Genomic DNA, 26,701 nt, shown 5'->3' with positions numbered 1-26,701 from the left:
GTGCCGATGCAGGCTGCGCCTGTCTTCATTTCTTTGAATACCGGAGATATTCCATGTTTCAGAATGCCCTGGTGTCCTATGGGCTCGGTTTGATGACGGCAGTGACCATGGCGGGAACTCAGGCGTTTGCGGCCGAACCTGATCCTTTCGCAGAACGGCCACAAATCACAGTGGCACAATTGGTGGAGTCGGTACTCGCCCGCCATCCGGGCCTCAAAGCACGGCAGGCCGCCCTTGAAGCCGCTGAGTACCGCATCGCCCCTGCCGGCGCCCTGGACGATCCCGCACTGAGCTACTCCACCGCACCCGATACACTCGACGGTCCCCGGGGGCTCAACCAGCGGCTGGAACTCAGCCAACCCCTACCTTGGCCGGGCAAGCTGGCGCTGCGCAAGCAAGCAGCCCAGGAGACAGCCCGAGCCGTTTCCGAGGATGAAAAAAACTTACGCCTTCAAGTCGCGGCAGCCGCCAAGACCCTCTTCGCCGAATGGTTCTACGTCCACCGGGCGTTGGCCATCAATCGGGACCACCAGACGCTGCTAGAGGAACTTCGGCGCATTGCCGAGATCCAGTATGCGGCCGGGCGCGCGGGACAACAGGATGCCTTGCAGGCTGAAGTGGCCCGGGCCCGGCTTGAGACCGAGGCGGTGACCCTCGAGCGCCGTCGACGCGAAGTCCAGGCCCGTATCAACGCCCTGCTCAACCGTCCACCCCAAACCCCCGTGCCGCTGCCCGCCGGGTTTCCCGAACTGAGCCCGCTCCCCCGGCTAGAACAACTCCAAATAACCGCGCTGCGCGCGCACCCTGAACTGGCCCGTATTCGCGCCCGCATCGCTGGAGCGAAGGCCCAGGCCGGACTGGCCGAGAAGGACTTCTACCCGGATTTTCGCCTCATGGCCGGTTACAACAGCTTCTGGGATGAGCCGGACAAGCGTTGGACCCTCGGCTTCTCAATCAATCTTCCCTTTGATTACGGCCACAAGCGGTCAGCGGCCCTGGATGCCGCTCGCGCCAATCTTCGCCAGGCCCGTTGGCGGCTCACCGACCGGGAGGCGCAGCTCCTCAGTGAGCTGGAGGCCAGCCGCGCCGCGGTTGAGGAGACCGAAGCGGTGATCAAAGTCTATCTCCGCCGCCTGGCGCCCCTCGCCCAGGATAACCTGGACGCCGCCCGTGCCGACTACCGGGCCGGCGCCGGTCCATTTATTAATGTCATTGATGCCGAGCGCCAGCAGCTACGCACAGAGGAGGGGTTGGCCCGGGCACGGGCCGATTACTTACGCCAGCTTGCCGAGCTGGAGCGTTGGATCGGCGCTCCCTTCGACCAGCTGAGCGACCCCCTTTCAGCTCCCGCTGTACACTCTCAGCCCAGCAAGGAGCTCACCCCATGACCCGCTTTATCCTTCTATTCATCGCTGGAGCGGCATTGCTAGCCCTAGGCATAGTCATCGGATGGCAACTCCCGCCTTCCCCACCGCCCGACGCGACCCCACCAGAACGGACGGGCTCGGATGTCCCGATTCGCTCCCGGGGAATCGGTCAGCCCACCTACCGCTCAGGCCCGTTCCGAGTTGGCGTGGCAGTAGAACCAGCGGCGCCCCAGGTGGGAGAAAACCGGCTTAAAGTGGTGCTTGAAGATAGGAAAGGCAACCCTGTCAGCGGCGCCCAAATCCGCGCCGTAGCCGAAATGCCCGCCATGGGCGCCATGCCCGCCATGCAGGCCCCGGCGGAGATGCAGGAAATCGAGCCGGGCTTGTACCAGGGCACTTTCGACCTGCCCATGGAGGGGAGCTGGCCGCTTACGCTGGCCATTAGCGCTTCAGGTATGGCGGATCGTCAGATCAGCTTTGATATGGCGACCGGGCGTGCTGGCCTCCAGCTCACCTCCGGCGCGACGCGAATCGATGGTAGTGGCGAGGCGACGCTGGAAGAGGCGCCACCCGGCACCGTAACCCTAGATGCTCGACGCCGCCAACTCATCGGGGTGGAAACCGCGGAAGCTAAGCTCGTGGAGATGGTGCGCACTATCCGCGCCGTGGGGCGGGTGATTTATGATGAAACACGGCTCACTGATGTCAGTCTCAAGTTCGACGCCTGGATTGGCAAGCTGTACGTGAACTACTTGGGCGCCAAGGTCCAAAAAGGTCAACCCTTGTTCACGGTCTATGGGCCCGAACTGCTCGCCGCCCAGCAGGAATACCTAGAGATCAAGCGCCGCGCCGGGCGCAGCGACGTCACCCAAGCGCTGCTGGAGGCGGCACGCAAGCGCCTCTCCCTGTGGGACATGACTCCCGGCGAGATTGCGGCCTTGGAACGACGCGACGTTCCCTATGACTATGTGCCTATTCATGCGCCACGCAGCGGTACGGTAGTGGCAAAGAACGTAGTGGAAGGGACGGCGCAACAAGCAGGCGCCACCCTGCTGCGCATCGCGGATCTGTCCCGGGTCTGGGTGGAGGCCGAAGTTTACGAGGCGGAGTTGCCTTTAGTGGGGGAAGGCATGAAGGCCGAGATCCATCTTCCCTACCTGCCGGATCAGCGGTTCCAAGGAGTGGTGGACTATGTCTACCCCTACCTGGAGGGCCAGAGCCGGACCGGGCGCATCCGGATCACCCTGGCCAACCCCAATGGCGTGCTCAAACCCGACATGTATGCCGAAGTCAAGCTCAAGGCCGAGCTCGGCCAACGGCTTACCGTGCCGGAAGAAGCGGTCATCATTGCCGGTGAGACTCGGGTGGTGTTCGAGGATCTGGGCGGAGGACGGCTGGCCCCGCGCCTGGTGCAAACCGGCCAACAGGCGAATGGGCTCATGGAGATACTTAGCGGCCTCGAGTCCGGCGACCGGGTGGTGACTTCCGGTAACTTCCTCATCGCTGCCGAAAGCCGGCTGAAAGCGGGGATCCAACAATGGTAAATGAACACCAGGGGGCGGGGCCTCCCTCCCCAGAAGGCGCAGGTCTTAGCGGGCTGCAACGCTTGATCGGTTATTGCGCTCGTAGGCCGCTGTTGATCCTGGTCACCATAACCGCATTGGCTTTTGGAGGCTACCGAGCGCTTACTCAGGCGCCGTTAGACGCCATTCCCGATCTGTCCGACGTGCAAGTGATCGTGTTCACCGAATGGCCCGGGCGCAGCCCGGACCTGGTGGAGGACCAGATCACCTATCCGCTCACCACCACCCTGCTAGCCGCGCCGGGCGTGAACTACGTGCGCGGGCAAAGCTTCTTCGGGCTGTCCTTCGTCTATGTCATCTTTGATGAGGGCGTGGATATGTACTGGGCCCGCTCCCGAGTGCTGGAATACTTAAACACGGCGACGGCGGATCTTCCTGAAGGGGTCGCGCCGACTTTAGGCCCGGACGCCACCGGGGTCGGCTGGGTCTATCAGTACGCCCTGCGGGATACAGGCAGCCGACACAGCCTGGATAAATTGCGCTCCCTACAAGACTTCAACCTGCGTTACGCCCTGGAAGCGGTCGAGGGGGTAGCGGAAGTCGCGGCGGTGGGCGGCTACCAGCGGGAATACCAAATCAGCCTGGACCCCAACAAGCTCGCCTCCTTGGGCATTCCCCTCAAGCGGGTAGTGGAGGCAGTGCGCGACTCTAACAATGATGTGGGCGGTCGCATCCTAGAGGTGGCGGGCCACGAGCAGTTCATCCGCGGCCGCGGCTATGTCCAATCGACCGCGGACCTGGAAAAGGTGGTGCTCAAAACCACCAAGGACGGCGTACCGATCACTATTGCAGAAGTCGGTACGGTGGCCTTAGGGCCGGCCTTGCAACGGGGCCAAGCCGAATTGGACGGGGCAGGGATCACCGTGGGAGGCATCGTGGTGATGCGCTACGGCGAGAATGCCCTGGCGGTGATTGAGCGGGTGAAACAACGCCTGGCCGAGATCCAGCCTGGCCTGCCCGAGGGCGTGGAAATCGTACCGGTGTATGACCGCGCCACCCTCATCAAGCAGGCCATCGACACGCTGCAAAAGACCTTGATCGAGGAGATGCTCATTGTCTCCCTGGTGATTGTCGTTTTCCTGCGCCATGTGCGTTCCACCTTAGTGGCCGTTGTCACCCTGCCGGTGGCGGTGCTGCTGGCCTTCATTCCCATGTCCTATCAGGGGCTCACCGCCAACATCATGTCCCTAGGGGGCATCGCCGTGGCCATCGGCGCCATGGTGGATGCGGCCATCGTGATGATTGAAAATACTCACAAGCGCTTGCACCGCTGGCAGGAAGAGGATGCCCCCCCGGAGGAAAGGGCCAAGTCACGGATACAAGTGATCATCGAAGCCATGCAGGAGGTGGGGCCAAGCATCTTCTTTTCGCTACTCATTATCACCGTGTCCTTCCTGCCCGTGTTCGCCTTGGAGGGTACGGAAGGGCGGCTGTTCAAGCCCCTGGCGTTTACGAAGACCTATTCCATGGCTTTCGCCGCGCTGCTGTCGGTGACTCTAGTGCCGGCCCTTGCCGTGTGGCTCATCCGCGGGCGTATCCAGGCCGACCGCAGCCAGCTCAACCAGTGGCTCGTGGCCGCCTACCGGCCGATAGTCAGACTTGCAGTGCGGTGGCGCTGGGCCGTCGTCGGTATTGCGGTGGTGATACTGGTAGGGACGGTGCCGATATTTCGCTCCCTGGGTCACGAATTTATGCCGCCCCTCAATGAAGGTTCTATCCTTTATATGCCCACGGCCCTGCCCGGGATGTCCATTACCGAGGCGACCCAGACCCTACAAACCATGGACCGGATCATCAAGGCATTCCCGGAGGTCGACCATGTTTTCGGCAAGATCGGCCGCTCCACCAGCCCTACCGATCCGGCCCCCTTGTCCATGGTGGAGACAGTCATCACCCTGAAGCCTAAAGACCAGTGGCGCAAAGGCTTGACTTGGGAGGGTTTGATCCAGGAAATGGACGCACAACTGCGCTTTCCCGGGATGCCCAATATCTTCTGGATGCCTATCCAGACCCGCACCGAGATGCTGGCGACCGGAATCCGCTCCGCCCTGGGGATTAAAGTTTTTGGGCCGGATCTAAAGACTATCGAGAAAACGGCGGTTGCCATCGAAAAGGCCCTGCAACAAGACCCGCGCACCCGACCCTATACCCGCAGCGCTTTTGCCGAGCGCACCACGGGGGGCTATTTCTTGGACTTCACCATCAACCGGGAAGCGGCGGCCCGATTTGGCCTCAACGTGGGCGATGTGGAACGGGTATTGATGGTTGCCGCAGGCGGCATCGTGGTTTCCCAGACGGTGGAAGGCCGCGAACGCTACAATATTTTGGTGCGCTATGCCCGCGACTACCGCGACAACCTCACGGCCCTGGAACGGGTGCTGGTGCCGACATCTACCGGGACCCAGGTACCCATCACGCAAGTGGCCGACATCGCCTTCCGCACTGGGCCACCCTCGATCCGTAGCGAAGATGGACAACTGGTAGGATTCGTGTTCGTGGATGTGAAAGGGGACATGGGCATTGCCGACTATGTGGCGTTGGCCAAACAGGTAGTCGCAGAGCAGGTCGATATCCCGGCCGGCTACCGGTTGGCCTGGGCGGGCCAGTTCAAATACTTCGAGCGAGCCAAGGCCAAGCTCGCCATACTGGTGCCAGCGACGGTATTTTTGATCTTTTTCATGTTATTCCTGCACCGGGGCTCCCTCACCGAAACGCTGATCATCCTGTTCAGCGTGCCTTTTTCCCTGGTAGGGGCCCTCTGGTTGCTGTGGTGGCTCGATTACAAACTGAGCGTGGCGGTAGGTGTGGGCCTGATCGCTGTGGCGGGGCTGGCGGTGGAGCTGGGTCTGCTGATGATGGTCTATCTCGACCTTACCTATCGTGAGGGGAAAGCCCAAGGTCAACTCAAAACCCGGGCTGACTTGAACGCCGCCATCCAAGAAGGTGCCGGAAGGCGTATCCGCCCAGTGCTGATGACAGGTATAACGACATTTATGGGGTTGGCTCCCATTCTATTCAGCACCGGCGCCGGTGCGGATGTGATGAAGCGTCTCGCCGCCCCCATGATCGGGGGGGTGATTTCGGCGCTAGCCATGGTATTGGTGGTATTCCCAGCGGTGTATGCCATTTGGAAGGGTAGGCGGCTTGACCGATTCGCCGGGAGCGAATCGGAACACTCCAAAAATGCCCCTAGGGAGGGCGCGCATCACCACCAGCGAGCTTCCCCTTCCGACTTTTCAAAACAGGATAATGAAGATGGATTTAACTGAGTTTGTCCTCTCAAACGAAATACTGCTTCGGCTGGGATTTTTCTTCGGTGTCTTCGGCACCATGGCCCTGTGGGAACGGGTGGCTCCCCGGCGCAAGCTCTCCGTATCCAGACCGGTGCGGTGGTTGAACAACCTGGGACTGACGTTCTTTAACGCCCTCCTTTTGCGATGGCTATTCCCCGCCGCCGCGGTAGGCATGGCAGTGTTTGCCATTGAGCAGGGTTGGGGACTGTTTAATTACTATTCTCCCCCCTTCTGGCTGGCTGTAGCTGCTTCGGTGCTGATATTGGACTTCATCATTTGGCTCCAGCACGTCATGTTCCATGCCGTACCCACCTTATGGCGGCTCCACCGCGTACATCACGCCGATCTCGACTTTGACATCACCACTGGAGTCCGTTTCCATCCCCTGGAAATGGTACTTTCCATGCTAATCAAGTTCGCTGCTATCGGGGTGCTCGGTTCCCCTGTGGTGGCCGTCATCCTCTTTGAAATTTTGCTTAATGCCACTTCCATGTTTAATCATAGCAATGTGCGCCTCCCCGCCCGGCTGGACCAAATACTACGCTGGTTCCTGGTGACCCCCGACATGCACCGCGTGCATCACTCCGTGGAAGACGATGAAACCAACTCTAACTTCGGCTTCAACCTGCCCTGGTGGGATCGTCTGCTCGGCACCTACCGCGACCAGCCCCGTGCGGGCCATGAAACCATGGGCATCGGCATCCATACTTTTCGCGACCTCCGCCATTGCGCCTGGTTGCCGGGAATGCTGTGGTTGCCCTTTATAGGCCGAATAGCCGACTATGCCATCAATCGCCGTCAATGGAATAATAATAATGATTAAGAACTGGGCTTTTACTGAAGTCTGGGCAATTGATCTTCTAGAGAAATTCCTGGATAGTTACCCTTCAGCCACAGCAGTTCTCTTCCCCGCCTTTTGCCTGGATTGGCGGACATCGCAACATTTTTTCAATCCTTTAGATATTAACCTTCATGAATCGTCTTCTTGAAATCGGCTTTGAGCCTGCTGGACACTGGCTCCTTGACAATGGCTTTTTAACTTTTGAATTGTCCCGTTATGGTAATCAAAAAGATATCCTTATATGCCTTCGTCTGTGATGGCCAAGTCAAGTTTTCTCCAACAACGATTCGGCTGAGTACAAATGAAGATTAGTTCCTGTAGGGTGGATAAGCGTAGCGCATCCACCATTGGTCACTCTAAATCCATATTGGCGATTTGCAGGGGCTCATCACGTCCCCATCCTTTTTCCACACATTTAAGAAATGATGACCAAGGCCACTCTGGCGGTGACGAGGCCAAACCATGTTTTACCGGGTTAAAGTGGATGTAATCCATATGCCGCCGCCAATCCTGCTCATCTCGAATGGCATGCTCCCAGAAACGTCGTTGCCAAATAGTTTTTTCATTACGAAGATTGCGAGAATCAGGGAAGCGCCGGGAGACATGTTTTTTAATTTCGCGCCAGCGGCTAGAGAAATCGCTGTCGCCTTTCGGTAAAAGCCAAAGACAGTGTAGATGATCGGGTAGAACCACGATCCCATCCACAGTGAAAGGTCTTTCCGTCATCACTTTACGAAAGGCCGAACGTAGCAACGCCACGGTTTCAGGGTAAGCAAATAGCGGGCGGCGGCGGCAGGTAACAACAGTAAAGAAATAGCAGCCGCCTTCAATATAAGTACGGCGATAACGACTCATTGGATCTCCGACAAAAAAAACCAGCTAGTCACACGCGGATGCGCTATGCTTATCCGCCCTACAGGAAACTGCGCTGACTATATCAGTAGCTTGACCTTTGCTCGTGATACGCATGCTTTGTCTTTTCTTACTCGATAAAGTAATACTATTATATTCCTACGCCGGCACCAGCACAAAAACCCCGTAACATCGACGAGCAAGCGGGGCGTCACTTAATAGCTGCTGGTGGCGGAGAACTCACGCACACGGTAATGGGCTTCCAGCAGAATTGGCGGCTTCCTATAATTCTTGTTAAACAGGGAAGAGGTATTTCTAAGGTGTTTAAAAGGGGCTCTAAAGCCCCATCAAGCGAGCCGCTTTACCTAGCCCTTTTTTCAAAAGGAGAAAGAAAATCGCTGATAGCGGCTTTGATCAGCGTGCTGCTCGAGGGGTGTGCGGCCCACGTGATCCCGCCGAAATCGCTGGAAGAAGAACGCCGAGTCTTTTTGCTGGATCATGGGCGGCATTCGAGCCTGGTTCTCAGCCATGCGGACGGCCGCTTGGTGCGTTATGCCTATGGCGACTGGGATTATTACGCGCGGGGAAAGACTGGTTTCCTACAGGGAGCCGCCGCCCTATTGAAACCGACCCCCGCCGCACTTGGACGGCGGGAGCTCCCCGGTCCCCCTACCACACAGGCAATCTGGCGCCAAGTCAAGGAAGGTATCGAGCAGATCTTGCTAATCCCGGTGGAGGCCAAAGCCGTCGAACAATTGCAAGCGGCATTGGAAACCCTCTATTCGGAAAACCTAAATTCCCTTGTTTATAATCCAGATTTTGATATGAAATTTGTCATACCAATTTAGTTAAAGAATGCAATTTATTGAGGCTTCAAGTGATTGTTTAGACTAAATCTATAGAATGCAAAATTACATGAAATTGGTATCAAACATCCCCAACCCTATACGTTGGTCCATAATTCCAACCGGGTTATGGCCGATTGGCTGGAAGAATTGGGCTGCGAGGTTCGAGGATGGGCCCTTTTATCCTACTGGCAGTTGGAACTACCCGGGATGAACAACTCTCATCCGGCCTGTGAAGGAGAGAGTGTTTTTATTCATTTAGACAGTTAGTAACCACATTGCCTAGGAGTGATGATGATTTCACCGATGAGTTGATCATCCTCCTCTCTAAAATCATAGTGAGCACGGACTCCGTGGGTAAAAAAGATAGCCATTCCTTGATCCTTGCAAGCCCGCCTGAGCACGAGGGGACGCAAATCTTCAATAAATTGGTTCCTATCGAACGACTCTGAAGAGGGGATTGCTTTAATGTAATGATAGATTAATTCCCCCTGCACTCCTTCGACGCTTCGAAGCTCCATTCCCCTACCTACCTTTATGGGAAGCGCCTGATTCATCTGCTCTGCCACCACACTTAGCACTTCTGATGAGGGTAATTCTTCCGGATTGACTTTTTCACCGGTAGGAAGAAACACCTGATTTGTCCCTAGCCAATTCATTCTTACTGCAACCATTCCTACCACCATCAAAAAGAGAAAAAGCCCGAGATATTTCAAAACTTTTTTCATCTTCAGTCTTCCATAGTGGGGTTAAATAGCAGTTATATTAGCCTGCGGGAAAACCAACTTCATCGATAACCCGTCGAATCCGATCCGGTGCGGCATGATCTTCCTGATAGCGAATGGAGACGATTTTCTTTTTTAAATCGCCTTGGACCTCTAGCACTTCCGGGAATTGAGTCACAGCCTGGGTAATAGCGTTTAGGCAACTTTCACAATGCATCGACGGAATGTGGAGTTCCAGCGTGTGCACCTCAGATTGCTCGCACTGGGCTTCCCTCGGCTTAGGAAGTAACCGGCCTAGGAAAGAATTGAGCAGGATCGTAGAGACACTGGCCACCATGGCGATCATGGCCCACACAGGATGCACCCAACCGGTGGTGGCTACCGGCACTCCGACCCCGTTGAAGGCAAAAGCCAACATTAAGTTCTGGGCAGTTTTTCGGTAGGCGCTACGCCCAATATGAAAGACCTCGACCACCGCTGTCAACCGTTCACCAACCAAGATGACATCTGAGGATTCGATGGCGATATCGGTACCGGCACCGATGGCGATACCCACATCGGCCTGCATCAGAGCCGGGGCATCGTTGATCCCGTCCCCCACCATCGCCACCCGGGTGCCCTGAGCTTGCAGCTTTCGTACCGCTTGGGCCTTTTGATCCGGCAACACCTCAGCCTGCACCGTGTCGATCCCCAATTCCGCTGCCACCGCCTGAGCCGTACGCCAATTATCGCCCGTGATCATTACCGGTTCTATCCCTATCTCTTTTAGTTGGCGAACCGCGACCTTTGCGTCCGGTTTGATCCGATCCGCGATGGCAATAAGGCCCATGAGATCCCCCCTTGTAGCGATACCCACTACCGTCTTCCCAGCTTCCTCCAGGGCTTTAGCTTGGTCCCAACCCGCCTGGATCACCACCCCTTCCTCCTCCAAAAAACGTAAATTACCCACATAGCTCAGACGGCCATCCACTAAAGCCCGAGCTCCCTTGCCAGGAGTGGCCTGGAAGTCTCGGACCTCGGGAAACTTGAGTTGTTCTTCCTCGGCTCGCTCCACAATAGCCCGGGCCAACGGATGCTCAGAGGATTTTTCCACCGCTGCACCTAGGCGGAGCAGAGTCTGTCCATCCTGATCACCAAGGGGCACGAGATCGACAACTTGGGGTTCCCCTACCATGAGGGTACCGGTCTTGTCGAAAACAATTTTCTGGATGTCTTTGAGGATTTGAAAGGCCTCCCCCGAACGCATGAGGATCCCCTTCTCGGCGGCCTCCCCCCCACCGCGGATCAGGGCCAGCGGAGTAGCCATCCCCAAAGCACAGGGATAGCCCATCACAAAGACTGCCAGGGTGGCAAAGAGGGCCCGTGCCATGTTCATCTCGCCAGTCATCCCCCAGGCGCCTGCAGTCCAAATAAGGAAGGCCAGCCAGCCAAAAGCCACTACCCCAGGGACATAATATTTGATACCAATTTAATCAAAGAGTGCAATCTATTAAGGCTTCAAGCAATTGTTTAGACTGAACTTATACAATGCAAAATTACATGAAATTGGTATGAGCACCACATCCACCAACTGCAGCAGGCCCGGCTTCATGGCCCGGGCCTCTTCAATATAATGGGCCACCTGTTGCAGAAAGCTCTCCGCACCCACCCGCGTAACCTGGATGACTAAGGTTCCCGTTTGATTAATCGCTCCCCCGATAACTTCTTCGCCGACTGTCTTTTCCACGGGGAGGGATTCGCCGGTGACGATGCTCTCATCAATGCCGGAGGCGCCCTCCACGATCTGGCCATCAACAGGAATACTTTCTCCCGGTCGCACTCGAACCCGATCTCCAGGCTGGATCTCCTCTACGGAAACCTCGATCTCTTCGCCGTCCCGGATTAACCAGGCGGTAGCGGGTTGCAGCGCTAATAACTTACGCACGCTTAGGGAGGCGCGGGCCTTGACCCGCTTGGCGGTGTAACTGGAAAGAATATGGTAAGTGGTGACGAAGGTCGCCACCCCAAAAAAATCCGGAATGGGGAACCCTTCAAAGGCAGGCACCTGGAGCAAGAAGCCGATTAGCCCTAAAAATCCTCCGGCCAAACCCGCAAAGGCAGCCAATTCAAGCAAAACATGTTGGTTGAGAATGCCCCGCCGCAAGGCATGGTAGGCCATCTTCAGGATATACCTCCCCGGTCCGAAGACGGTGCCTAGTGCCAAGGCCAACATGAGCCATTTAAACCAGAACTGGGGGTACCCTAACCACATGAGGACCATGATCACGGCCGCTATGCCGGTAAAACTCCCGGCCCAACTCAGCCGCCGGCGCTCCTGGCGCAGTTCTTCTTCCTGCTCCTCGTAGGCGCGCAATTTGTCCGGATCCCGGACTGTGTAGCCCAAACTACGCAAGGTATTACGTAGCTCAGCCGGAGACTGCTTTGCCGGATCGTACCGGATGAGCGCTTCTTCGTGAGACAGGCCTATATGAACTTTTTCTACCCCTTCCAGTTGGAGAAAGGCTTTGCGGATAGTCTCAGTACAAAAGGAACAAGACATCCCCCCAATTTTGATTTGGAGGGTCTCAAGATCTTTCGCCTGGGGTGAATTTCCAGCCAACGCTGTCTGTGTCGAGGTATTTGTGTTCATCGCTCATCGATCTATCAGGAGGAAACGGAGAAAACTAATTGGCCTTTCAATCTCGCGGACGCCATTTCTGGACCCGGTTATTGGCGAAATCAGCCACAAATACCGTCCCCTTGGGGGCTACCACCACCGCGATGGCTGTGCCTGGCCGGTGGCGAGGAGTATCTTTAAGGCCAAAACCGGTCAGAAATTTTCCCCCTGAGGTGAACTTTTGAATCCGGTTATTGTAGAAATCGGCCACATAAACCTGGCCTTGGGGTCCGACAGTAAGGGAAGTGACGGTGGTGAACCAACCGTTGAAGGGACCAAATAGATTAATAGCCAACGGCCCACCCCACTTATGGGAAAATGTCCCATCCGGAGCAAATACCTGGATCCGGTCGGCATAACCGTCGGCCACATAGAGGGTTCCCTTTGGAGAGAGGGCCACATCCGTAGGGTAGATGAACTGACCGGCTCGCCAGCCTGGATTACTCGTTTCACCCCACTGCTGAATAAAACTTCCATCAGCACGCAGCTGCTGAATCCGTTGGTTATAGAAATCGGCCACATAAAGATCACCGTCGGGGGCAATGGCCACTCCCCCAGGGGCATTGAACTCCCCGGGTCCAGAACCGCTGTGGCCGATGACGCGCTGGGGCGTGCCATCCAATCCGAATACCTGGATCCGATCATTCCAGTAATCAGCCACATAAAGCTCATCACCCGCAATAACCAGATTCATAGGGCGACCCAGCTGTCCTGGACCTTCGCCGCGGCCACCCAATTGGCGTTTGAAGTGGCCGCCATAGTCGAAGACCTGGATTCGGGCATTACGGCTATCGGCGACAAACACCTCGGTCTCGGTAACCGCAATCCCAGTCGGCTCATTGAACTGGCCCGGACCTGTTCCCTTTTCGCCCCAAACGGCGACCAACCGATAGGGCGGTTCCTGGGGGGCGGGAATCCATAGCCACCAGCCGACCCCCACCAGTACCAGAAATAAGAGTACAAAGCCAAAGAATAATCGGCGGAGCATACGCATTACGTTTTCCTTTCCCTACTCAGAAATTCATGCGGAAGCTGAGAATAACATTAAAGTCCGTTTCTAAGGCTTGGCCATTAAGATCCTGCACCACGGGGATTTGTACCGCCATCTCCACCACAAAGCGCCGGGTGATATATTGCAGCCCCGGAGCTAAAAACCAAGTCAGCCCGCCTGAATTGGGGTCATTCCGGCCGACGATCTGGCTGCGATCCTGCCAAATCAGGTTACTTTCTAGCCCAGCATAAAGAAAATGGGGCACACCTCCTTGCCAATGAAACGATCCCACTCGCCGCTGATACAACATATCCAAACGCGCCACATCCCCGAACTCGAACTCATTGGCCTCTGTGTTAGCTTGATAGGAAACCGAAGCGTCAAACTCCCACTCTAATGTTTGCCAGGTCAGCACCCCCCCAGCCAAGGGATCCCAGGAGCCAGAACCGAGCTGCAGCGGCTGGGGCAGGCGCCCCAGCGCATCCCGCTCGTCATCTTCTCCGATAGGGGCCTCCAGGCCAACAAAGGGCGCAATGCGGAAGGTCTCCCCCGGTGCATCCCACCAGTAGACGATGTAACGGGCTAGAAAGGTGCTGTCGCCCAGGCCACTCACCTCACGGGTTTGACGGCCCAAAGGAGTATTCACCTCAAGCTCCTTATCCAAAAGGGGAAAGATACCAAACAGGGCTAATCGCGGCGTCAGGCCATAAACCCCCACCAGAGGAAAAACCAGAACTTCAAGCTCCCGGTCAAGAGGACCAGGATCCTCGCTAGCCCGCAAAAACTGCGTTTGCGCCCGTAGCAGTACTTCTCCCTGGCTGACGGGCAAGGCGGTATTGAAGGTGGTCGGGGCAGCAGCGACCGGCGGTACGAGGCTACTTAATCCCCCTAACGCGGCGGAGAACAGGCTAAGTTTCGCTTTATCCATCGCAGCGTCTTTTCTGTTTTCCAGAGGGAGGCTAGGGCTTAGGGACCTTTTTAAATCCTCGCAGCGTAAATCCAGTCTTGACGACCACTTTGCGGGCTGTAGCTTCATCCAGGCTTTTACCCTCTTCCATGGTGACTACCACCACCCCCTTCTCCAAATCCGTTTGAGCAATTTTGATGCCCTCAAGCTGAGAAAACGCCTTCTCAATCCCATAGGCGCAAAAGGGACAGCTGATGCCATCGACCTTAAGGTGATAGGTCGTTTCACTGGCCAAAGCCCCTGCTCCCAGCAGAAATACCCCTAAAAAAATAAGGACTGCTTGTTTCATAGGTGATACCTGTTTCTCCTATCCAAAGACCCACTTTTCCGAACTTTGGCCTAATCTAGACCTTATATCTAGGTATAGGGTCAAGGATGATTTCTTTACGCAGGGATTTGGAAACGGATTTATAGATTTATATGTTTAGCCGCGAATAAACGCGAATTAGAGAATCAAGTGGGAGGAGGGTTAGTTTCGGTGAGGGGGGGTAGCGCATCAAGTGAAATTCCATTGATGCGGGGGATCAGGAGTTTTTAGCTTTTAGGCTTCTCTGCCCTCTCATCAGAAGATTCGATGAGAGTACACACCACTTCGTCCGACGCCTTGTCCGGCGTCCTGTCCCAATGTCTGATCAATCCAGCTAAGGTTTGACGATAGGTAAACAATTCTTTAAGTTTTTGGTCTACTTCCCACAATTTTGCTTTAGCAAATTGGCGTACCTGAGGACAAGGGCATTGGCCTGTAGTGGACAGCGCCAATATTGTCTTGATTTCAGCCAGTGAAAAACCTAAAGCTTGCGCCTGCTTGATAAACCGCAAGCGGTTTAATGCCTTTTCGTTATAAACGCGATAGCCATTTTTCGTGCGCGTGGGTGGAGGCAACAAACCTATTCGTTCATAGTAACGTATCGTTTGCACATTGACTTCAACGAGTTGTGCTAGCTTACCGATAAACATAAGATTGAGATTTTTCATTGTAGAGGTCGCGATTTGAGTGAGTTAATAGTAATCTCTGGGTTTCCAGTAAGGATAAGGACGGTTCGGCGAGCCAAAATAGCCCTTTGAGGTATTTGAACTATCCATTCGGGCGTTGCTTCATGGGCCGCAGCAGTTCCGGCAATCGTTGCCCCATTGAGGAGAGCGGCGGCGAAGAGAGCGGGTGATGTGGACCGTGGTGGTTTGATCCCCCACCCAGGTTACTTTGATTTTGGGATGGCCTTCTTCGATGACCATGCCGGACCAAACCGAACTGTGGGCATAGTCATTTGCCCGGACTCGTTCTACCCCAGCGCTGGCTAACAAATATGATTCTAACGCCGCTCCCTTGCAGTGAGGCATGCTCAACTGGGGCACGCGAAAGCGTATCCTTTTGGGAAGCCCATGGACATGAAGGGACTTTGAGCCACATCAGAAGGATCTCTGTTGAAGAAATTTTGATACCAATCTTTACTCTTTGGAGTCCCTCTTAACAGCGTAGTATTGATTGGACTTTCCGTCCAAATGAATCAAGCGCAAAGCTGTCCCTTTTTGTAAATGCTGCTAGAAGTTCTTCTCATTTGCACTTAACTTAATAACTAAGGAGGTTCCATTTTGGGGCAGATTCAGAAGATTGTCAGTAGACACACCTGTTTAATTTTGGTTACCTAGGCTCTCCCTTGTCGGCCATCGGCCGCCAGCTCTTGAGGCTCTGGGTGGATCATTCTGGACCTGAAGACAAAACATGATACAGAAAACAATACATTGTTGGCTTTTTCTGGTTCTTCTGTTCTGCAGTGCTGCAACGCCTGCGCAAGAACACGGGGGACTTCTGCTCCTCGCCCATGGCGTAGAACCCGAACCCAGTCAGCGGAGCACTCTGTGGAATAAGAACGTGGCACGGTTGGCCGAGCAACTCAATGAAAAATTTCCCACTGAAGTGGCCTTCGGCAAAGCCATGGATGATCACCCACTCGTTAGCGAAATCCTCTTAGAGCGGGCCTTGGCGATGGGGACATCACCCGAAAAGACCACGGTCATTCTGATCGCCCATGGCCCTAATACCGAGGAAGAGAACCGTCGTTGGCTCGAAGACCTTGCTACCCATGCCCATTACCTTCATCGCCAGGGGAGGTTCCACGAGGTGCGTTACCTCACCCATAGAACCGATGCCCCGGAGGCGATCAGGGCTAGAGCCCGGGAAGCTTTCCGCACCGCTGCTCAGGAGGCGAGCTACCATGGCAAAGCCGTAGTCATTCCTGTGTTGCTTTCTGCAGGGGGAATCGAGGGGGCAATCCGAAACGATCTTAAGGGGCTGACTTTCCACTTTGGCCAGCCGCCGCTCCCTCATCCTAATGTGCAACGCTGGGTTGAAGCCCAGTATTACCAACTTACAGGACAATCCTTCTAGAGAAAGGGGGCAGACAGGAAGAACAGCGGACCTGCACCACTTCGACTGAGCATTGCAGAGGAGAGGGAGGAATACCTATGCGTTTTTTTGCCCCTAGAGACCACCGCCGCCGTGCCCTATTAAATACCCTTATCCTGCTTTTCCTGGGCTACATTGCTCTCCTTTGGGTCAGCAATGGATTGATGTATTTCCACCAAATGGGTTTAACGCCTAGCTCTGTAGTGGATTATTACTTGGGCTCGGAAGAAGACTTCACCCGACCCATTAGCTACCAAAGCTTGCTAGAGGTGTCCCACTTCCATCTTTTTTCCATGGGTATTCTGGTGCTCACCTTAGCTCATCTGATGCTGTTTACGGAACTTCCCGCTTCTCTCAAAATTTGGCTCTCCGGCCTGACCTTTTTTGCCGCAGTGGCTAATGAAGCCGGCGGTTGGCTAGTGCGCTTCGTCCACCCGGCATTTGCCTATTTCAAGATTAGCGCCTTCTTATTACTCGAGCTCACCCTAGCCGCCCTGCTTATTTCAGTGAGCGTTTCGCTTATCTTGGCCAGGCGGCGTTTGCGAACCAGTTAACCCAGCAATGCTGGACTTTGTACTGACATTTTTCTGAAGAAATTGTAAGAATTTGCGCGGGAGAGATGAATGAATACGGCGCCTGTAGAAAAGTACCGTCTCACGGTTGAAAGTTACCACCGGCCAGGTATAGAAAAAATCTGGCAGCAGACCTAAACATAGCTGTAGTTCCGCTTCAGCCACAATAGATCATGTCCCTGACTTTCACAAGGCGTGTCATCTTAGCGATCCCATTCTTATGAAAACCCTTGCCCGCGCTCTCCTGTGGATTGGTATCTACCTAGTTCTCGTTTCCGCCCCCTTACCGCTCCTGCTAATCGGGCCGGTGCCGCCTGGCGCCGGATTGTGGTGGGATTTTTCCATGGCGCTCGGGTTCGGCGGCATGGCAATCATGGGTATACAATTTGCCCTCACTGCCCGCTTTCGGCGGACGACTGCGCCTTTTGGAATAGACATTATTTACTACTTCCACCGTCTAGTGGCGATCATCGGCATGGGTTTTCTCCTCCTCCACTTCGCCATCTTGTGGGTTGCCTATCCTGCGGCGCTAGGAGTACTCAATCCGCTTCAGGCGCCCGGTTACATGACCGCCGGACGAACCGCCTTCGTGCTCTTTATCGTGGTAATCGTGACCTCCCTATGGCGTAAGCCATTGGGGATCAATTACAAGTATTGGCGCATTCTGCATGCGCTACTGGCCACATTGGCCTTTATTTTGGCTGTCGTGCACATCGCCGGCGTAGGCTATTATACTCGGGCACCTTGGAAACAATGGTTGTGGATAGCATACACCTTGTTCTGGGTAGGGCTGGTCGGCTACGTACGGGTGCTCAAGCCTTGGTTGCTATCAAGGGCACCTTACCGGGTCATAGCAGTCCGGCCCGAACGGGGGCAGGCTTGGACCGTCGCGCTCGAACCGGAAAGCCACCCTGGTATGAATTTCCAACCAGGACAGTTCGCCTGGCTCACCCTTGGGAGATCCCCCTTTCGCTTCGAGGAGCATCCTTTCTCGTTCTCTTCCAGCGCCAAACGAAGCAAGCGGTTAGAGTTCACCATCAAGGCGCGGGGAGATTTCACGCGCACCATCCCCCAGGTTACAGCAGGGGAGATTGCCTATGTGGATGGTCCCTATGGTGTATTCAGCGTGGACAGGTACCCCCAGGCAGTAGGCTTTGCGTTCATTGCGGGAGGCATAGGCATTACCCCGATAATGAGCATGCTGAGAACGCTCGCGGACCGAGGGGACTCCCGTCCCTTACACCTTATCTATGCCAACCTCTACTGGGAGAACGTCATCTTCCGAGATGAATTGGAACATCTAAGGGAGCGCCTCAATATCTCAGTGGTACATGTGATCGAGAAGCCGCCGCCGGAGTGGACCGGCGAACGGGGGCGAATTACCGACGCCCTCTTGCAACGAAGGCTGCCGCAAAACCATCGTGAGTTGCACTATTTTTTGTGCGGACCCAAACCCATGAGCGAAGCGGTCCAACGCACCCTGTATAGAAGCGGAGTGCCCCTTGCCCAGGTGCATTTTGAGCTATTTGAGCTAGTGTAGAAAAAGGTATGCGCGAGCAACTAGCACATTGGATCGCTGCCCTGGTGGCAGCATTTGTCCTCCTGCTAGCCTTCACCTTCGCGTGGATTCAGAACCCATCCGCGCCTGTACCTGCACCCACGACAACACCTACCTCCACCAATACCCTGGCTAAGCGCATCGCTCGCGGCAAAGCTGTTTACGAGGCTCAGGGCTGCGCCTTCTGTCACAGCATTGCTGGTATCGGTAATCCACGCGCACCACTAGACAATGTAGGTGCACACCGATCCGGGGACGAGATCCGCAAGTGGATCATCGGTGCAAAAGAAGTAGCGAAACGGCTACCGGAAGGCGTTCGCGAGAGAAAACAGCGCTATCGCGAACTCAAGCCGGAAGACCTGGACACACTGGTAGTCTACCTTCAAATCTTGCATCCCTGGGCTCCGGTGGCAACAACACCTCCTGATGGGGAGCCGGTGCCTGCCCCCAAGCAGCCTGAGGTAGCCGCTACACCACGAGTGGAGAAAGGAGAGGAAGAACTGAAACAGGCTGAAGTATCTCCAGCAGCCAAGACAGTGATTGTCCAGCAGGATGATACCTTATCTCTCATCGCTGAGCGGGCCTACGGTGATCCCACTCAATGGCCTCTTATCTATGAAGCCAACCGGGACAAGATTAAGGACCCTAACATCATAAGCGTAGGAATGGAGCTAACTCTTCCTCCTGCGCCCAAGAACTCATAAACGCTTACTTTGCTATCTGAAGGGGTTCAGAGCGATAAGCTGCATCGAGACTGATCTGCATATGCGTATAAAACCGGGTTTCTATAACCCAGGTTCTTATTTCCTCACCATAGGGATGGCTGCCTAATGTTAATTGAACTGCCTTTGGATGTCGCGTTGATTGCATTGAGGCTTGCATATTTAACTCAGTGGTTAATAATTGCTTTTCCAAAACCGTGAATGTTTTGACGTTACGCTCCTTTCGAGGACCAGGCCTAGGAATTTTGATGGAGAGCTCAAGGATCTTTTTTCCACTCTCAACCAATCTGCAAGTACGCCATGTTGCTGTTTCCTTTCTCCCAAGCAGAAACCAGTAATTCCGGTCGCAGCGAATGCCAAGATTGCTTCCTCCAATGAACTCAAAGGCTGTGGTCCATGCTGGCTCGTATAAGCCAAAGGTCCTCCATTATCAAATCAAAGGATCTCGTTCTTCTATTTCCAAATCACTACCGTTAATGCTCTGGTGCTCTAGGAATTAATCCTTCCCCCATCAAAACTTGAGTCGCCTCACGGGCCTTTTTGATTGAGAAGACCGGCCAGGAGTACCGTTGCTGTTCTCTGCTGATCATCATGCCACAATCCTTAATTGTTAATTTGGCAGCTTGATTAGAAGCTCATCAGCGACTAGATATAAATTAACCAATCCCCAATAACAAAAAATAAAAATTTTTTTGATTGTCCCAGGGCAATCCTGCTGGAGAAAATACCCCATGCACTTACTTTCCGTGGCTACCAGCGTATTGCGAGCATTACTAGTTAGTTTAATAATTGCTCAAATCGCTATAGCGGAAGAAGCGCCGAGCGCCAACCTCCCCAAGGCCCAGTATACCGAGCGCGGCGTAGAGTCCTGTACCGGCTGCCACCAAAATCCGTCGGTGACTGTGATTTTGCAAACGCCCCATGCACAACAAGCCGATCCACGAACCCCTTTTGCTGCCCATGGCTGTGAAAGCTGCCATGGACCCGGCACTGAACACCTTAAAAGCCCTCGGAAGGAAACGATTCCAGTCCGATTTGGCCCCCACTCGCCAACCTCAGTCGCCGAGCAGAACCAAGTTTGCCTCAACTGCCATGAGGGAGGAGAAAGAATAAACTGGCAGGGAAGCTCGCATCAATTTGCCGATGTGGCCTGCGCCGCCTGCCACCAGATACACGCTTGGCAGGACAAGGTGCAGATTAAGGCGTCCCAGCCAGAAGTTTGTTATGACTGCCACGGCCCCCAAAGGGCTCAGGTCCGTCGCTTTTCACACCACCCCATCGAGGAAGGCAAGGTGGCCTGTAGCGACTGCCATAATCCCCATGGTTCCTTTGGACCCAAACTATTGCTCAAGGCGACGGTCAATGAAACCTGCTACCTCTGCCATCCTGAAAAGCGGGGACCTTTTCTATGGGAGCATGCCCCAGTGCGAGAAGATTGTCGCCACTGCCATGCCCCCCATGGCACTACTCAGCCCAGGTTACTCAAGGTCAGAACCCCTTGGCTCTGCCAGCAATGTCATATGGAAGCCTTTCATCCCAGCACCCTTTATAGTGGCACGGGCGTCCCACCAAGGGGAGTGGCGGATCGGCTCTTGTTGAAGGGGTGCTTGAACTGCCACGCCCAGGTCCATGGTTCAAACCATCCTTCCGGGGTTCGGTTAATGCGCTAGCCTATAGGGGAGAGGCAGCTTCGTTTTGAGGTTTGAAGACAGAGGGCACTCCAGTGAAGCGTAGAAAAAGTCTGGTGTACTTGGCCCTATGGACCCCCTACTTGTTCATGATGGAAACGGCTGCCCAAGAGGAAGGATTTGCGCTAGAGAAATTCAAAGAGAAAACACCGGCTCTCCTTTATAGGGGCGAAGTGGAAGTGGGAATTGGCTATAACAGCGAAAATTCCTTCAAGTTCGGTGAGTATACAGGGCTGGTAGAAGAAGGACCCTTTGCCATCGCCAATTTCAGGCTCCAAGGACGGGATGCTTACGACAGTGGCCGTGCTCACTACTTCGAGGTATCAGGTCTGAACCTGGGCCTTGACTATCGATCCCTCTCTCTAGCTTACGGAGACCAGGGTCGCTACGAACTGTTTTTGGATTATGACCAGATTCCCCACTTCCAAGCTGGATTTCCCTCTGATAAAGCCCAAACGCCTTACAACGGGATTGGCAGTGGGCAATTGACTCTATCAGAGGGGTGGGTCGGCGCTCCCACGACCCAGGGCATGACTGCCTTAGGGGAAAGTTTGAAATTCTTGGAGATAGAAACCGAACGGCAAAAATTTGGCGGGGGACTGACCTGGCACCTGGCCAAAGACTGGGCCTTAAAGGCCGACTTTCACCATGAGCGTAAGGATGGCCTAGACACGATTGCTGGCGCTTTCGGCATTAACGGGGGTAACCCTTCGGCGGTCATCCTCCCGGAACCCATTGACTATCAAACCAATAGTTTGAACCTCTCCCTCGAATACCTGGGTAAAAAAGCCCAATTCCAACTCACTTATGCCCTCTCCCTATTCCATAACGACGAAGCGGCTCTGAATTTTCAAAACCCCTACTCAGAAGCGGGCCGGGGGGCGCCCTGGACACCTGCGACCGGCTTTCCTTCCGGCTTTGGGCAGTTCGCCCTGCCTCCCGATAATCAGGCTCACCAGGTGACTTTTTCGGCGGGTTATAATTTGGGGTTAACCACGCGAATAAGAACCAACCTCGCCTATAGCCGAATGACCCAGGATGAGAACTTTCTGCCTTTTTCAGCCATGCCGGCCCTGAATGCTACGGTCACCACTCCCTTGCCAAGAAACTCCCTAGAGGGGCGCATCGACACCTTTCTTATCGACCTGGGGATTGCCTCCCGTCCCTTACCCAAGCTGGATTTCAAAGCCAATTACCGTTTTGAGGAACGGGATAACAAAACCCCGCGGGATATTTATGTCCGGATTGCCGGTGACGCCCAGCCTCAACCCACAGGGATTGCCAATGCTAACGCTAGGCTCAACCTGCCCTATAGCTTTGAGCAACACCAGGTCTCCCTAGATGCAGGCTACCGTCTCCTCCCTCGCACCAAGCTCATGCTGGGGTATGATTTCGAGCAACAAGAGCGGGATTTTCAGGAAAAAAATAAGGTACAGGAACATACCATACGCACCAAAGTGCAGGCTACACCTTTTGATTTCGTCAATGGCTGGCTCCAATATGCCCATGCCTTCCGCGATGGCTCGGACTACGCGGACAATGCTGCATTTTTGAGTAGCCACACGCCTGCTTTCCTGGCCACATTGCCCCCTGAGGAGCGGTTTGGGAACCATCCCAGCTTGAGAAAATTTCATCTTGCGGAGCGAGAACGGAACTGGGTCCGCGGGGTGGTCACTTTTCTCCCTCACGACCAGATCACCCTCGGCCTCGACGGCAACTACATCCAAGATGACTATAAAAAGACTGTGTTCGGTCTCAAACACAGCCGGATCGCGAGCGCCACCGTAGACGCCTCTTACAGCCCACGGCCAGGCATTATGGGGTATGCGTTCTTTACCTATGAAAACCTGCGCTACGAACAAAGGGGACATGAGCACAATCCTGTCAGGCTACCCTCTTTGACCAATCTGGCCCAGCGGTGGTCAATGGATACCGAGGATGAAGTGCTGACCAGCGGTATCGGCTTGGACTGGACCCTCATCGAAGATAAACTGGAGTTAGGAATAGACTATACCTTCTCCCTAGCTGATACCCACCTCAAGCCCACCGGGGGATCTGCTTTGACTGCTGCGCCCTTGCCCGAATTGGAGACCCGGTTGCATCGAATTATGGTGGGCTTAGACTACCAACTCAGGAATAATCTCTCCGCACGCTTTAGCTACCGCTTTGAAACCCTAGAGACGGAAGACTTCGCCCGGGACGATATTGATTTAGACACAATGCCCTTTGTGCTTACCCTCGGTTCCACCAGTCCCGATTATGTCGCCCATATCTTCGGCGTCTCACTCGCCTATCAGTTCTGATTATGATAATCTCCATAGTGTTATGAATAAACGACGGCTTATCGGTTGTTTCTGCCTGCTGCTCTACCTGCTGACTTGGGTAGGCAGTGCCCAGGCTATTCCCCTATTGCTTGCAAGCGTTGGCCACGCCCATAAAATATTCTTGACCTACCACGGCGATAAGATCCAAATCGCCCTCCACCATCCTGGTTATGTAGACCAACACGAACCCGTAGCTACGACTTCTTTGGAGGCCTATCAGCATGACCTGCTTGATAAGGCCCTATCGGCTTTGGATGTCCGGGCGGACCATGACTATTCCGACCATGTGATTCAACTTCCCCAGGATGAGCACCCCACCCTCACGACCAGTAAAAAAATCGATAGCAAAGAAACTAAAGCCTCCCCGGCTTTCTCTTTTCTAACGACTGCTCCCCCATTTCCTGCTTTGGCAGAGCTCGCACGCCCACACCATTTAGGCCAGCCGCCACCCGAGATCCCCGCTATCCCCCTTCACTTACGCACGACTGTCCTTCTGAATTAAGCCCCCAAGAAAGGGCTGTGCCCCCCTGTGGGCCCCATTTTCCTCCCCCAGGAGGTTTCTCTATTTAATTGACTTTATTCTGACGACTGCCGTGTCTTCACGGAAAAGGATGGAAACCCTGGCATGCTTTCCAAACCCCTTTCAACAATCTTATTGTTGGCAATCCTACTTGTACTCGCGGTGGGATGCCGCGCTTATTCTCCTGCTGCTGCGGAGTCAGATTCCGCCCCCTTAGATCAAATTTCGGTGACCCAGTCCTTGGCACAAACTCCACTGCTCCGCAAATATAAAGAGACTTCCCCGCCCCTCCCGGCTGAAAACAACGAACCCAGCGGGGATATCAAATTGCAAAAGGTGGCAGCCCTGGCTCTACTCCAAAATCCACAGTTAGCCGCTTTTTCCCAAGAGATCCGGGCGCGGGAAGCAGCGGTACTCCAAGCCGGCTTGTTACCCAACCCTCAACTCAACATCCAAGGCTCCAATCTGGGCAATTCCAGGCTCAAAAGTTTCGATGGCCCCTCAACCACGGTGCAACTCAGCCAACTCATTCTTCTAGGTGGCAAAATTGAGAAAAGAGTTAAAACCGCCCAGCTTACCCAGGAGTTAGCTGGCTGGGATTACGAGGCCAAGCGAGTCGATGTGCTCACCCAAGTCACGCAATCCTTTGTCGCAGTATTGAGTGCCCAAGAAAAACTGGCTCTAGCGCAACAACTGGTGCGCCTTGCTGAGCAAGTGGCAACCACAGTCTCTAAACGGGTCCAGGCCGGCAGAACCTCGCCCGTGGAAGAAACCAAAGCCCAAGTGGCCCTTTCTTCGGTTCGCATTGAGCTTACCCGTGCTGAGCGGGATCTCGAAGCCGCTAGAAAACAACTAGCTGCTACCTGGGGAAGTATCACACCCGGCTTTCAGAAAGCCGTCGGCCAGCTGAGTGAGGTCTCCCCTATCCCCTCCTTGGAACAGCTAGCCCAACTGATCAATCAAAATCCTGACCTTGCCCGGTGGGCGACCGAAATTGCTCAGCGCCAAGCCCTCATTGATTTGGAAAAAAGCAAGGCCATTCCTGATCTTACGGTGAGCTTTGGAGGAACTGAATATGCCGACACGGGGGATTATACCCTTGTGGCCGGCATTTCTATTCCCTTGATGCTATTCGACCGGAACCAGGGCAACATCCTAGCGGCAGAGCGCCAACTGACCAAAGCAGCGGAAAATCGACGGGCTACGCAGGTGCGGGTAGCCACGGCCTTGAATAACGCCTACCAGCGCTTGGCTACAGCCCATGCCGAGGCCACAGCCCTTAAAACCCAGGTCCTTCCGGGGGCGCAAAGCGCCTTTGATGCGGTTAATAAAGGTTTTCGCTTGGGCAAGTTCGATTTTTTGAGCGTCTTAGATGCACAACGAACTTTATTTGATTCCAAATCCCAATACCTGCGCGCCCTGACGGATTACCACCAGGCCGTGGCCGAGGTAGAGCGGCTCATTGGAGATCGGCTTGAGGCTGCCAAGAACATTGAGGGATGAAAATGAAAGGCAAAACTTTATTCACTGTCCTGACCATTATTGGGGTAGGGGTTGTGCTCGGCTGGTTCATTTTACAAGCAGAACCCCCTACAGTCAGCAATGACAGCGCCAAGACCACCGCGAAATCTGACCGATTCGCCGGGAGCGAATCGGGACATCCGGAGGATACCCTAAGGGGGCGCACTAGGGAGGGCGCGTATCCACCGCGAAAGGAAATCCAAGTTGAGGACCCCTCCCCCGGCTATATTGAGCTGTCTCCCGAAGCGCTGCAAAGTGCGGGTATTAAGGTGAAAGTGGCCGGGCCGGCAGAAATTAAAACGGCCTTAGAACTCCCTGGTGAGATCCAGTTTAATGAAAACCGCCTGGCCCATGTGGTCCCACGGGTGGAGGGTGTCGTCGCCGCGGTTTACAAACATTTGGGGGCACCTGTCAAAAAGGGGGAACTCATTGCCGTCTTGGAAAGCCGGGAACTGGCGGATTTAAAAAGCCAGTACTACACCGCTATTAAGCGGCGGGAGCTGGCTCAACTCACCTTTGAACGGGAAGAGCGTTTATGGAAGGAGAGAGTCTCTGCCGAGCAAGATTACCTGGCAGCAAAAACGGCGCTGGCTGAAGCCAAGATCGCTGTCACTGCTGCTGCTCAACGCTTGTTTGCTTTAGGTCTTTCCCAACAAGAACTGGATGCCATTGCCACAGAAAGCCGGTCAAAACTGAGCCGCTATTCAATACGGGCCCCTTTTGATGGCCGGGTAGTGCGCAAACATATTGTGCGTGGCGAAGCGGTCAAGGCCGATGCCGAACTTTTTGTCATTGCTGATTTATCGACCGTCTGGGGAGTAATTACCGTCTATGCGGAGGATCTCAATCGAGTCCACCTAGGACAACAGGTTACAGTATGGTCCGAAGGACTGGGCATGGAGGCTACTGGCATCATCTCTTATCTAGGGTATGTCGTGGGTGCACAGACCCGCTCTGTAGACGCCCATGTGGATATACCCAATCCTGATGAACGTTGGCGTCCCGGTCTTTTCGTAACCGTGGAAGTGGCTGAAGAAGAAGTCACCGTCCCTGTTGCCGTGGTAAATGAAGCTATCCAGACTTATCAGAATAAACCTGTGGTGTTCGTCCAGGAGGAAAATGGCTTTAAGGTACGTGAAGTGACCCTAGGGCGCCGCAGCGAACAGTGGATAGAAGTGGTGACCGGCCTCTCCGCCGGCGAGCATTATGCTGCCGACAACAGCTTTGTGCTCAAATCCGAACTCGACAAAGCGATGGCCTCAGAATAGCTTC

The 26,701-nt window shown here is 54.6% G+C and carries 23 protein-coding genes; 14 read left to right on the top strand and 9 right to left on the bottom strand.

Annotated features, from left to right (window positions below):
• The first annotated feature begins 53 nt into the window (after positions 1-53).
• The 4 genes from NHAL_RS08125 to NHAL_RS08110 are packed head-to-tail and all read left to right on the top strand — an operon-like array spanning position 54 to position 7,066.
• Positions 54-1,388: a TolC family protein gene (locus NHAL_RS08125; RefSeq protein ID WP_013032689.1), complete on the top strand. Its 1,335-nt coding sequence runs from the start codon at positions 54-56 to the stop codon at positions 1,386-1,388.
• On the top strand, positions 1,385-2,911 hold the full coding sequence (locus NHAL_RS08120; protein WP_013032688.1) for an efflux RND transporter periplasmic adaptor subunit: 1,527 nt from the start codon (positions 1,385-1,387) through the stop codon (positions 2,909-2,911). Before NHAL_RS08125 ends, NHAL_RS08120 begins: the two co-directional genes overlap by 4 nt.
• Positions 2,905-6,219, top strand: a complete 3,315-nt coding sequence (locus tag NHAL_RS08115; RefSeq protein WP_013032687.1) for an efflux RND transporter permease subunit — start codon at positions 2,905-2,907, stop codon at positions 6,217-6,219. Before NHAL_RS08120 ends, NHAL_RS08115 begins: the two co-directional genes overlap by 7 nt.
• Positions 6,206-7,066 carry a sterol desaturase family protein gene (locus NHAL_RS08110; RefSeq protein WP_013032686.1) on the top strand — a complete coding sequence of 287 codons (861 nt, stop codon included), beginning with the start codon at positions 6,206-6,208 and terminating at the stop codon, positions 7,064-7,066. The genes NHAL_RS08115 and NHAL_RS08110 overlap by 14 nt, the downstream gene beginning before the upstream one ends.
• Positions 7,067-7,435: 369 nt before the next feature.
• On the opposite strand, the gene NHAL_RS08105 is transcribed toward NHAL_RS08110, so the two are convergent.
• Positions 7,436-7,939, bottom strand: coding sequence for an REP-associated tyrosine transposase (locus tag NHAL_RS08105; protein ID WP_013032682.1), 504 nt, complete (start codon positions 7,937-7,939; stop codon positions 7,436-7,438).
• A 317-nt stretch (positions 7,940-8,256) separates the two neighbouring features.
• Between NHAL_RS08105 and NHAL_RS08100 the strand changes: the two genes are divergently transcribed.
• Positions 8,257-8,784 carry a hypothetical protein gene (locus NHAL_RS08100; RefSeq protein ID WP_162010824.1) on the top strand — a complete coding sequence of 176 codons (528 nt, stop codon included), beginning with the start codon at positions 8,257-8,259 and terminating at the stop codon, positions 8,782-8,784.
• Positions 8,785-9,047: 263 nt separating this feature from the next.
• On the opposite strand, the gene NHAL_RS08095 is transcribed toward NHAL_RS08100, so the two are convergent.
• From NHAL_RS08095 to NHAL_RS08065, 8 genes are all read right to left on the bottom strand, one after another.
• Positions 9,048-9,509, bottom strand: a complete 462-nt coding sequence (locus NHAL_RS08095) for a hypothetical protein (RefSeq protein ID WP_013032681.1) — start codon at positions 9,507-9,509, stop codon at positions 9,048-9,050.
• 37 nt (positions 9,510-9,546) lie between these two features.
• Positions 9,547-10,968, bottom strand: coding sequence for a heavy metal translocating P-type ATPase (locus tag NHAL_RS22580; RefSeq protein ID WP_476703503.1), 1,422 nt, complete (start codon positions 10,966-10,968; stop codon positions 9,547-9,549).
• A 27-nt stretch (positions 10,969-10,995) separates the two neighbouring features.
• Complete coding sequence (locus NHAL_RS22575) at positions 10,996-12,135, bottom strand: HAD-IC family P-type ATPase (protein ID WP_203434372.1); 1,140 nt, start codon at positions 12,133-12,135, stop codon at positions 10,996-10,998.
• Between the two features lie 46 nt (positions 12,136-12,181).
• Positions 12,182-13,156: an NHL repeat-containing protein gene (locus NHAL_RS08085; protein ID WP_013032680.1), complete on the bottom strand. Its 975-nt coding sequence runs from the start codon at positions 13,154-13,156 to the stop codon at positions 12,182-12,184.
• A 19-nt stretch (positions 13,157-13,175) separates the two neighbouring features.
• Positions 13,176-14,081, bottom strand: a complete 906-nt coding sequence (locus tag NHAL_RS08080; protein ID WP_013032679.1) for a transporter — start codon at positions 14,079-14,081, stop codon at positions 13,176-13,178.
• Between the two features lie 31 nt (positions 14,082-14,112).
• Complete coding sequence (locus NHAL_RS08075) at positions 14,113-14,409, bottom strand: heavy-metal-associated domain-containing protein (protein WP_013032678.1); 297 nt, start codon at positions 14,407-14,409, stop codon at positions 14,113-14,115.
• Positions 14,410-14,654: 245 nt separating this feature from the next.
• Positions 14,655-15,095, bottom strand: a complete 441-nt coding sequence (locus tag NHAL_RS08070; protein WP_013032677.1) for a heavy metal-responsive transcriptional regulator — start codon at positions 15,093-15,095, stop codon at positions 14,655-14,657.
• A 120-nt stretch (positions 15,096-15,215) separates the two neighbouring features.
• Positions 15,216-15,473: a hypothetical protein gene (locus tag NHAL_RS08065; RefSeq protein WP_041354765.1), complete on the bottom strand. Its 258-nt coding sequence runs from the start codon at positions 15,471-15,473 to the stop codon at positions 15,216-15,218.
• A 517-nt stretch (positions 15,474-15,990) separates the two neighbouring features.
• Here NHAL_RS08065 and NHAL_RS08060 point away from each other — a divergent pair.
• The 9 genes from NHAL_RS08060 (at position 15,991) to NHAL_RS08015 (ending at position 26,697) form a co-directional block, all read left to right on the top strand.
• Positions 15,991-16,506: a sirohydrochlorin chelatase gene (locus tag NHAL_RS08060; protein WP_041354763.1), complete on the top strand. Its 516-nt coding sequence runs from the start codon at positions 15,991-15,993 to the stop codon at positions 16,504-16,506.
• Between the two features lie 77 nt (positions 16,507-16,583).
• A complete protein-coding gene (locus tag NHAL_RS08055) occupies positions 16,584-17,078 on the top strand; it encodes a hypothetical protein (protein WP_013032675.1) in 495 nt (164 codons plus the stop codon).
• Between the two features lie 238 nt (positions 17,079-17,316).
• Positions 17,317-18,636 carry a ferredoxin reductase family protein gene (locus tag NHAL_RS08050; RefSeq protein WP_013032674.1) on the top strand — a complete coding sequence of 440 codons (1,320 nt, stop codon included), beginning with the start codon at positions 17,317-17,319 and terminating at the stop codon, positions 18,634-18,636.
• Positions 18,637-18,644: 8 nt separating this feature from the next.
• Positions 18,645-19,358 carry a c-type cytochrome gene (locus tag NHAL_RS21865; protein WP_013032673.1) on the top strand — a complete coding sequence of 238 codons (714 nt, stop codon included), beginning with the start codon at positions 18,645-18,647 and terminating at the stop codon, positions 19,356-19,358.
• Between the two features lie 749 nt (positions 19,359-20,107).
• On the top strand, positions 20,108-21,046 hold the full coding sequence (locus NHAL_RS08035; RefSeq protein ID WP_013032672.1) for a DmsE family decaheme c-type cytochrome: 939 nt from the start codon (positions 20,108-20,110) through the stop codon (positions 21,044-21,046).
• A gap of 53 nt (positions 21,047-21,099) precedes the next feature.
• Positions 21,100-23,367 (top strand): MtrB/PioB family decaheme-associated outer membrane protein, encoded by a 2,268-nt coding sequence (locus NHAL_RS08030; protein ID WP_013032671.1) that lies wholly within the window; start codon positions 21,100-21,102, stop codon positions 23,365-23,367.
• 22 nt (positions 23,368-23,389) lie between these two features.
• A complete protein-coding gene (locus NHAL_RS08025; RefSeq protein ID WP_013032670.1) occupies positions 23,390-23,890 on the top strand; it encodes a hypothetical protein in 501 nt (166 codons plus the stop codon).
• Between the two features lie 123 nt (positions 23,891-24,013).
• Positions 24,014-25,411, top strand: a complete 1,398-nt coding sequence (locus NHAL_RS08020) for a TolC family protein (protein ID WP_013032669.1) — start codon at positions 24,014-24,016, stop codon at positions 25,409-25,411.
• Positions 25,412-25,413: 2 nt separating this feature from the next.
• A complete protein-coding gene (locus NHAL_RS08015) occupies positions 25,414-26,697 on the top strand; it encodes an efflux RND transporter periplasmic adaptor subunit (protein WP_013032668.1) in 1,284 nt (427 codons plus the stop codon).
• Positions 26,698-26,701 lie beyond the last annotated feature (4 nt).

Origin of the sequence: Nitrosococcus halophilus Nc 4, from assembly GCF_000024725.1 — a bacterium.
Taxonomy (GTDB): Bacteria; Pseudomonadota; Gammaproteobacteria; order Nitrosococcales; family Nitrosococcaceae; genus Nitrosococcus; species Nitrosococcus halophilus.
The sequence above is the reverse complement of the archived record's forward strand: the minus strand, read 5'-3'. Positions and strand labels throughout refer to the sequence as shown.

Excerpts from the sequence above, each read along its gene's own strand:
- NHAL_RS08020 (WP_013032669.1), top strand. The coding sequence starts at position 24,014 with ATGCTTTCCAAACCCCTTTCAACAATCTTATTGTTGGCAATCCTACTT.
- NHAL_RS08095 (WP_013032681.1), bottom strand. The coding sequence starts at position 9,509 with ATGAAAAAAGTTTTGAAATATCTCGGGCTTTTTCTCTTTTTGATGGTG.
- NHAL_RS08115 (WP_013032687.1), top strand. The coding sequence starts at position 2,905 with ATGGTAAATGAACACCAGGGGGCGGGGCCTCCCTCCCCAGAAGGCGCA.
- NHAL_RS21865 (WP_013032673.1), top strand. The coding sequence starts at position 18,645 with ATGCGCGAGCAACTAGCACATTGGATCGCTGCCCTGGTGGCAGCATTT.
- NHAL_RS08110 (WP_013032686.1), top strand. The coding sequence starts at position 6,206 with ATGGATTTAACTGAGTTTGTCCTCTCAAACGAAATACTGCTTCGGCTG.
- NHAL_RS08080 (WP_013032679.1), bottom strand. The coding sequence starts at position 14,081 with ATGGATAAAGCGAAACTTAGCCTGTTCTCCGCCGCGTTAGGGGGATTA.
- NHAL_RS08120 (WP_013032688.1), top strand. The coding sequence starts at position 1,385 with ATGACCCGCTTTATCCTTCTATTCATCGCTGGAGCGGCATTGCTAGCC.
- NHAL_RS22575 (WP_203434372.1), bottom strand. The coding sequence starts at position 12,135 with ATGAACACAAATACCTCGACACAGACAGCGTTGGCTGGAAATTCACCC.
- NHAL_RS08085 (WP_013032680.1), bottom strand. The coding sequence starts at position 13,156 with ATGCGTATGCTCCGCCGATTATTCTTTGGCTTTGTACTCTTATTTCTG.
- NHAL_RS08070 (WP_013032677.1), bottom strand. The coding sequence starts at position 15,095 with ATGAAAAATCTCAATCTTATGTTTATCGGTAAGCTAGCACAACTCGTT.
- NHAL_RS08125 (WP_013032689.1), top strand. The coding sequence starts at position 54 with ATGTTTCAGAATGCCCTGGTGTCCTATGGGCTCGGTTTGATGACGGCA.
- NHAL_RS08025 (WP_013032670.1), top strand. The coding sequence starts at position 23,390 with ATGAATAAACGACGGCTTATCGGTTGTTTCTGCCTGCTGCTCTACCTG.
- NHAL_RS08015 (WP_013032668.1), top strand. The coding sequence starts at position 25,414 with ATGAAAGGCAAAACTTTATTCACTGTCCTGACCATTATTGGGGTAGGG.
- NHAL_RS08055 (WP_013032675.1), top strand. The coding sequence starts at position 16,584 with ATGCGTTTTTTTGCCCCTAGAGACCACCGCCGCCGTGCCCTATTAAAT.
- NHAL_RS08105 (WP_013032682.1), bottom strand. The coding sequence starts at position 7,939 with ATGAGTCGTTATCGCCGTACTTATATTGAAGGCGGCTGCTATTTCTTT.
- NHAL_RS08050 (WP_013032674.1), top strand. The coding sequence starts at position 17,317 with ATGAAAACCCTTGCCCGCGCTCTCCTGTGGATTGGTATCTACCTAGTT.
- NHAL_RS08035 (WP_013032672.1), top strand. The coding sequence starts at position 20,108 with ATGCACTTACTTTCCGTGGCTACCAGCGTATTGCGAGCATTACTAGTT.
- NHAL_RS08075 (WP_013032678.1), bottom strand. The coding sequence starts at position 14,409 with ATGAAACAAGCAGTCCTTATTTTTTTAGGGGTATTTCTGCTGGGAGCA.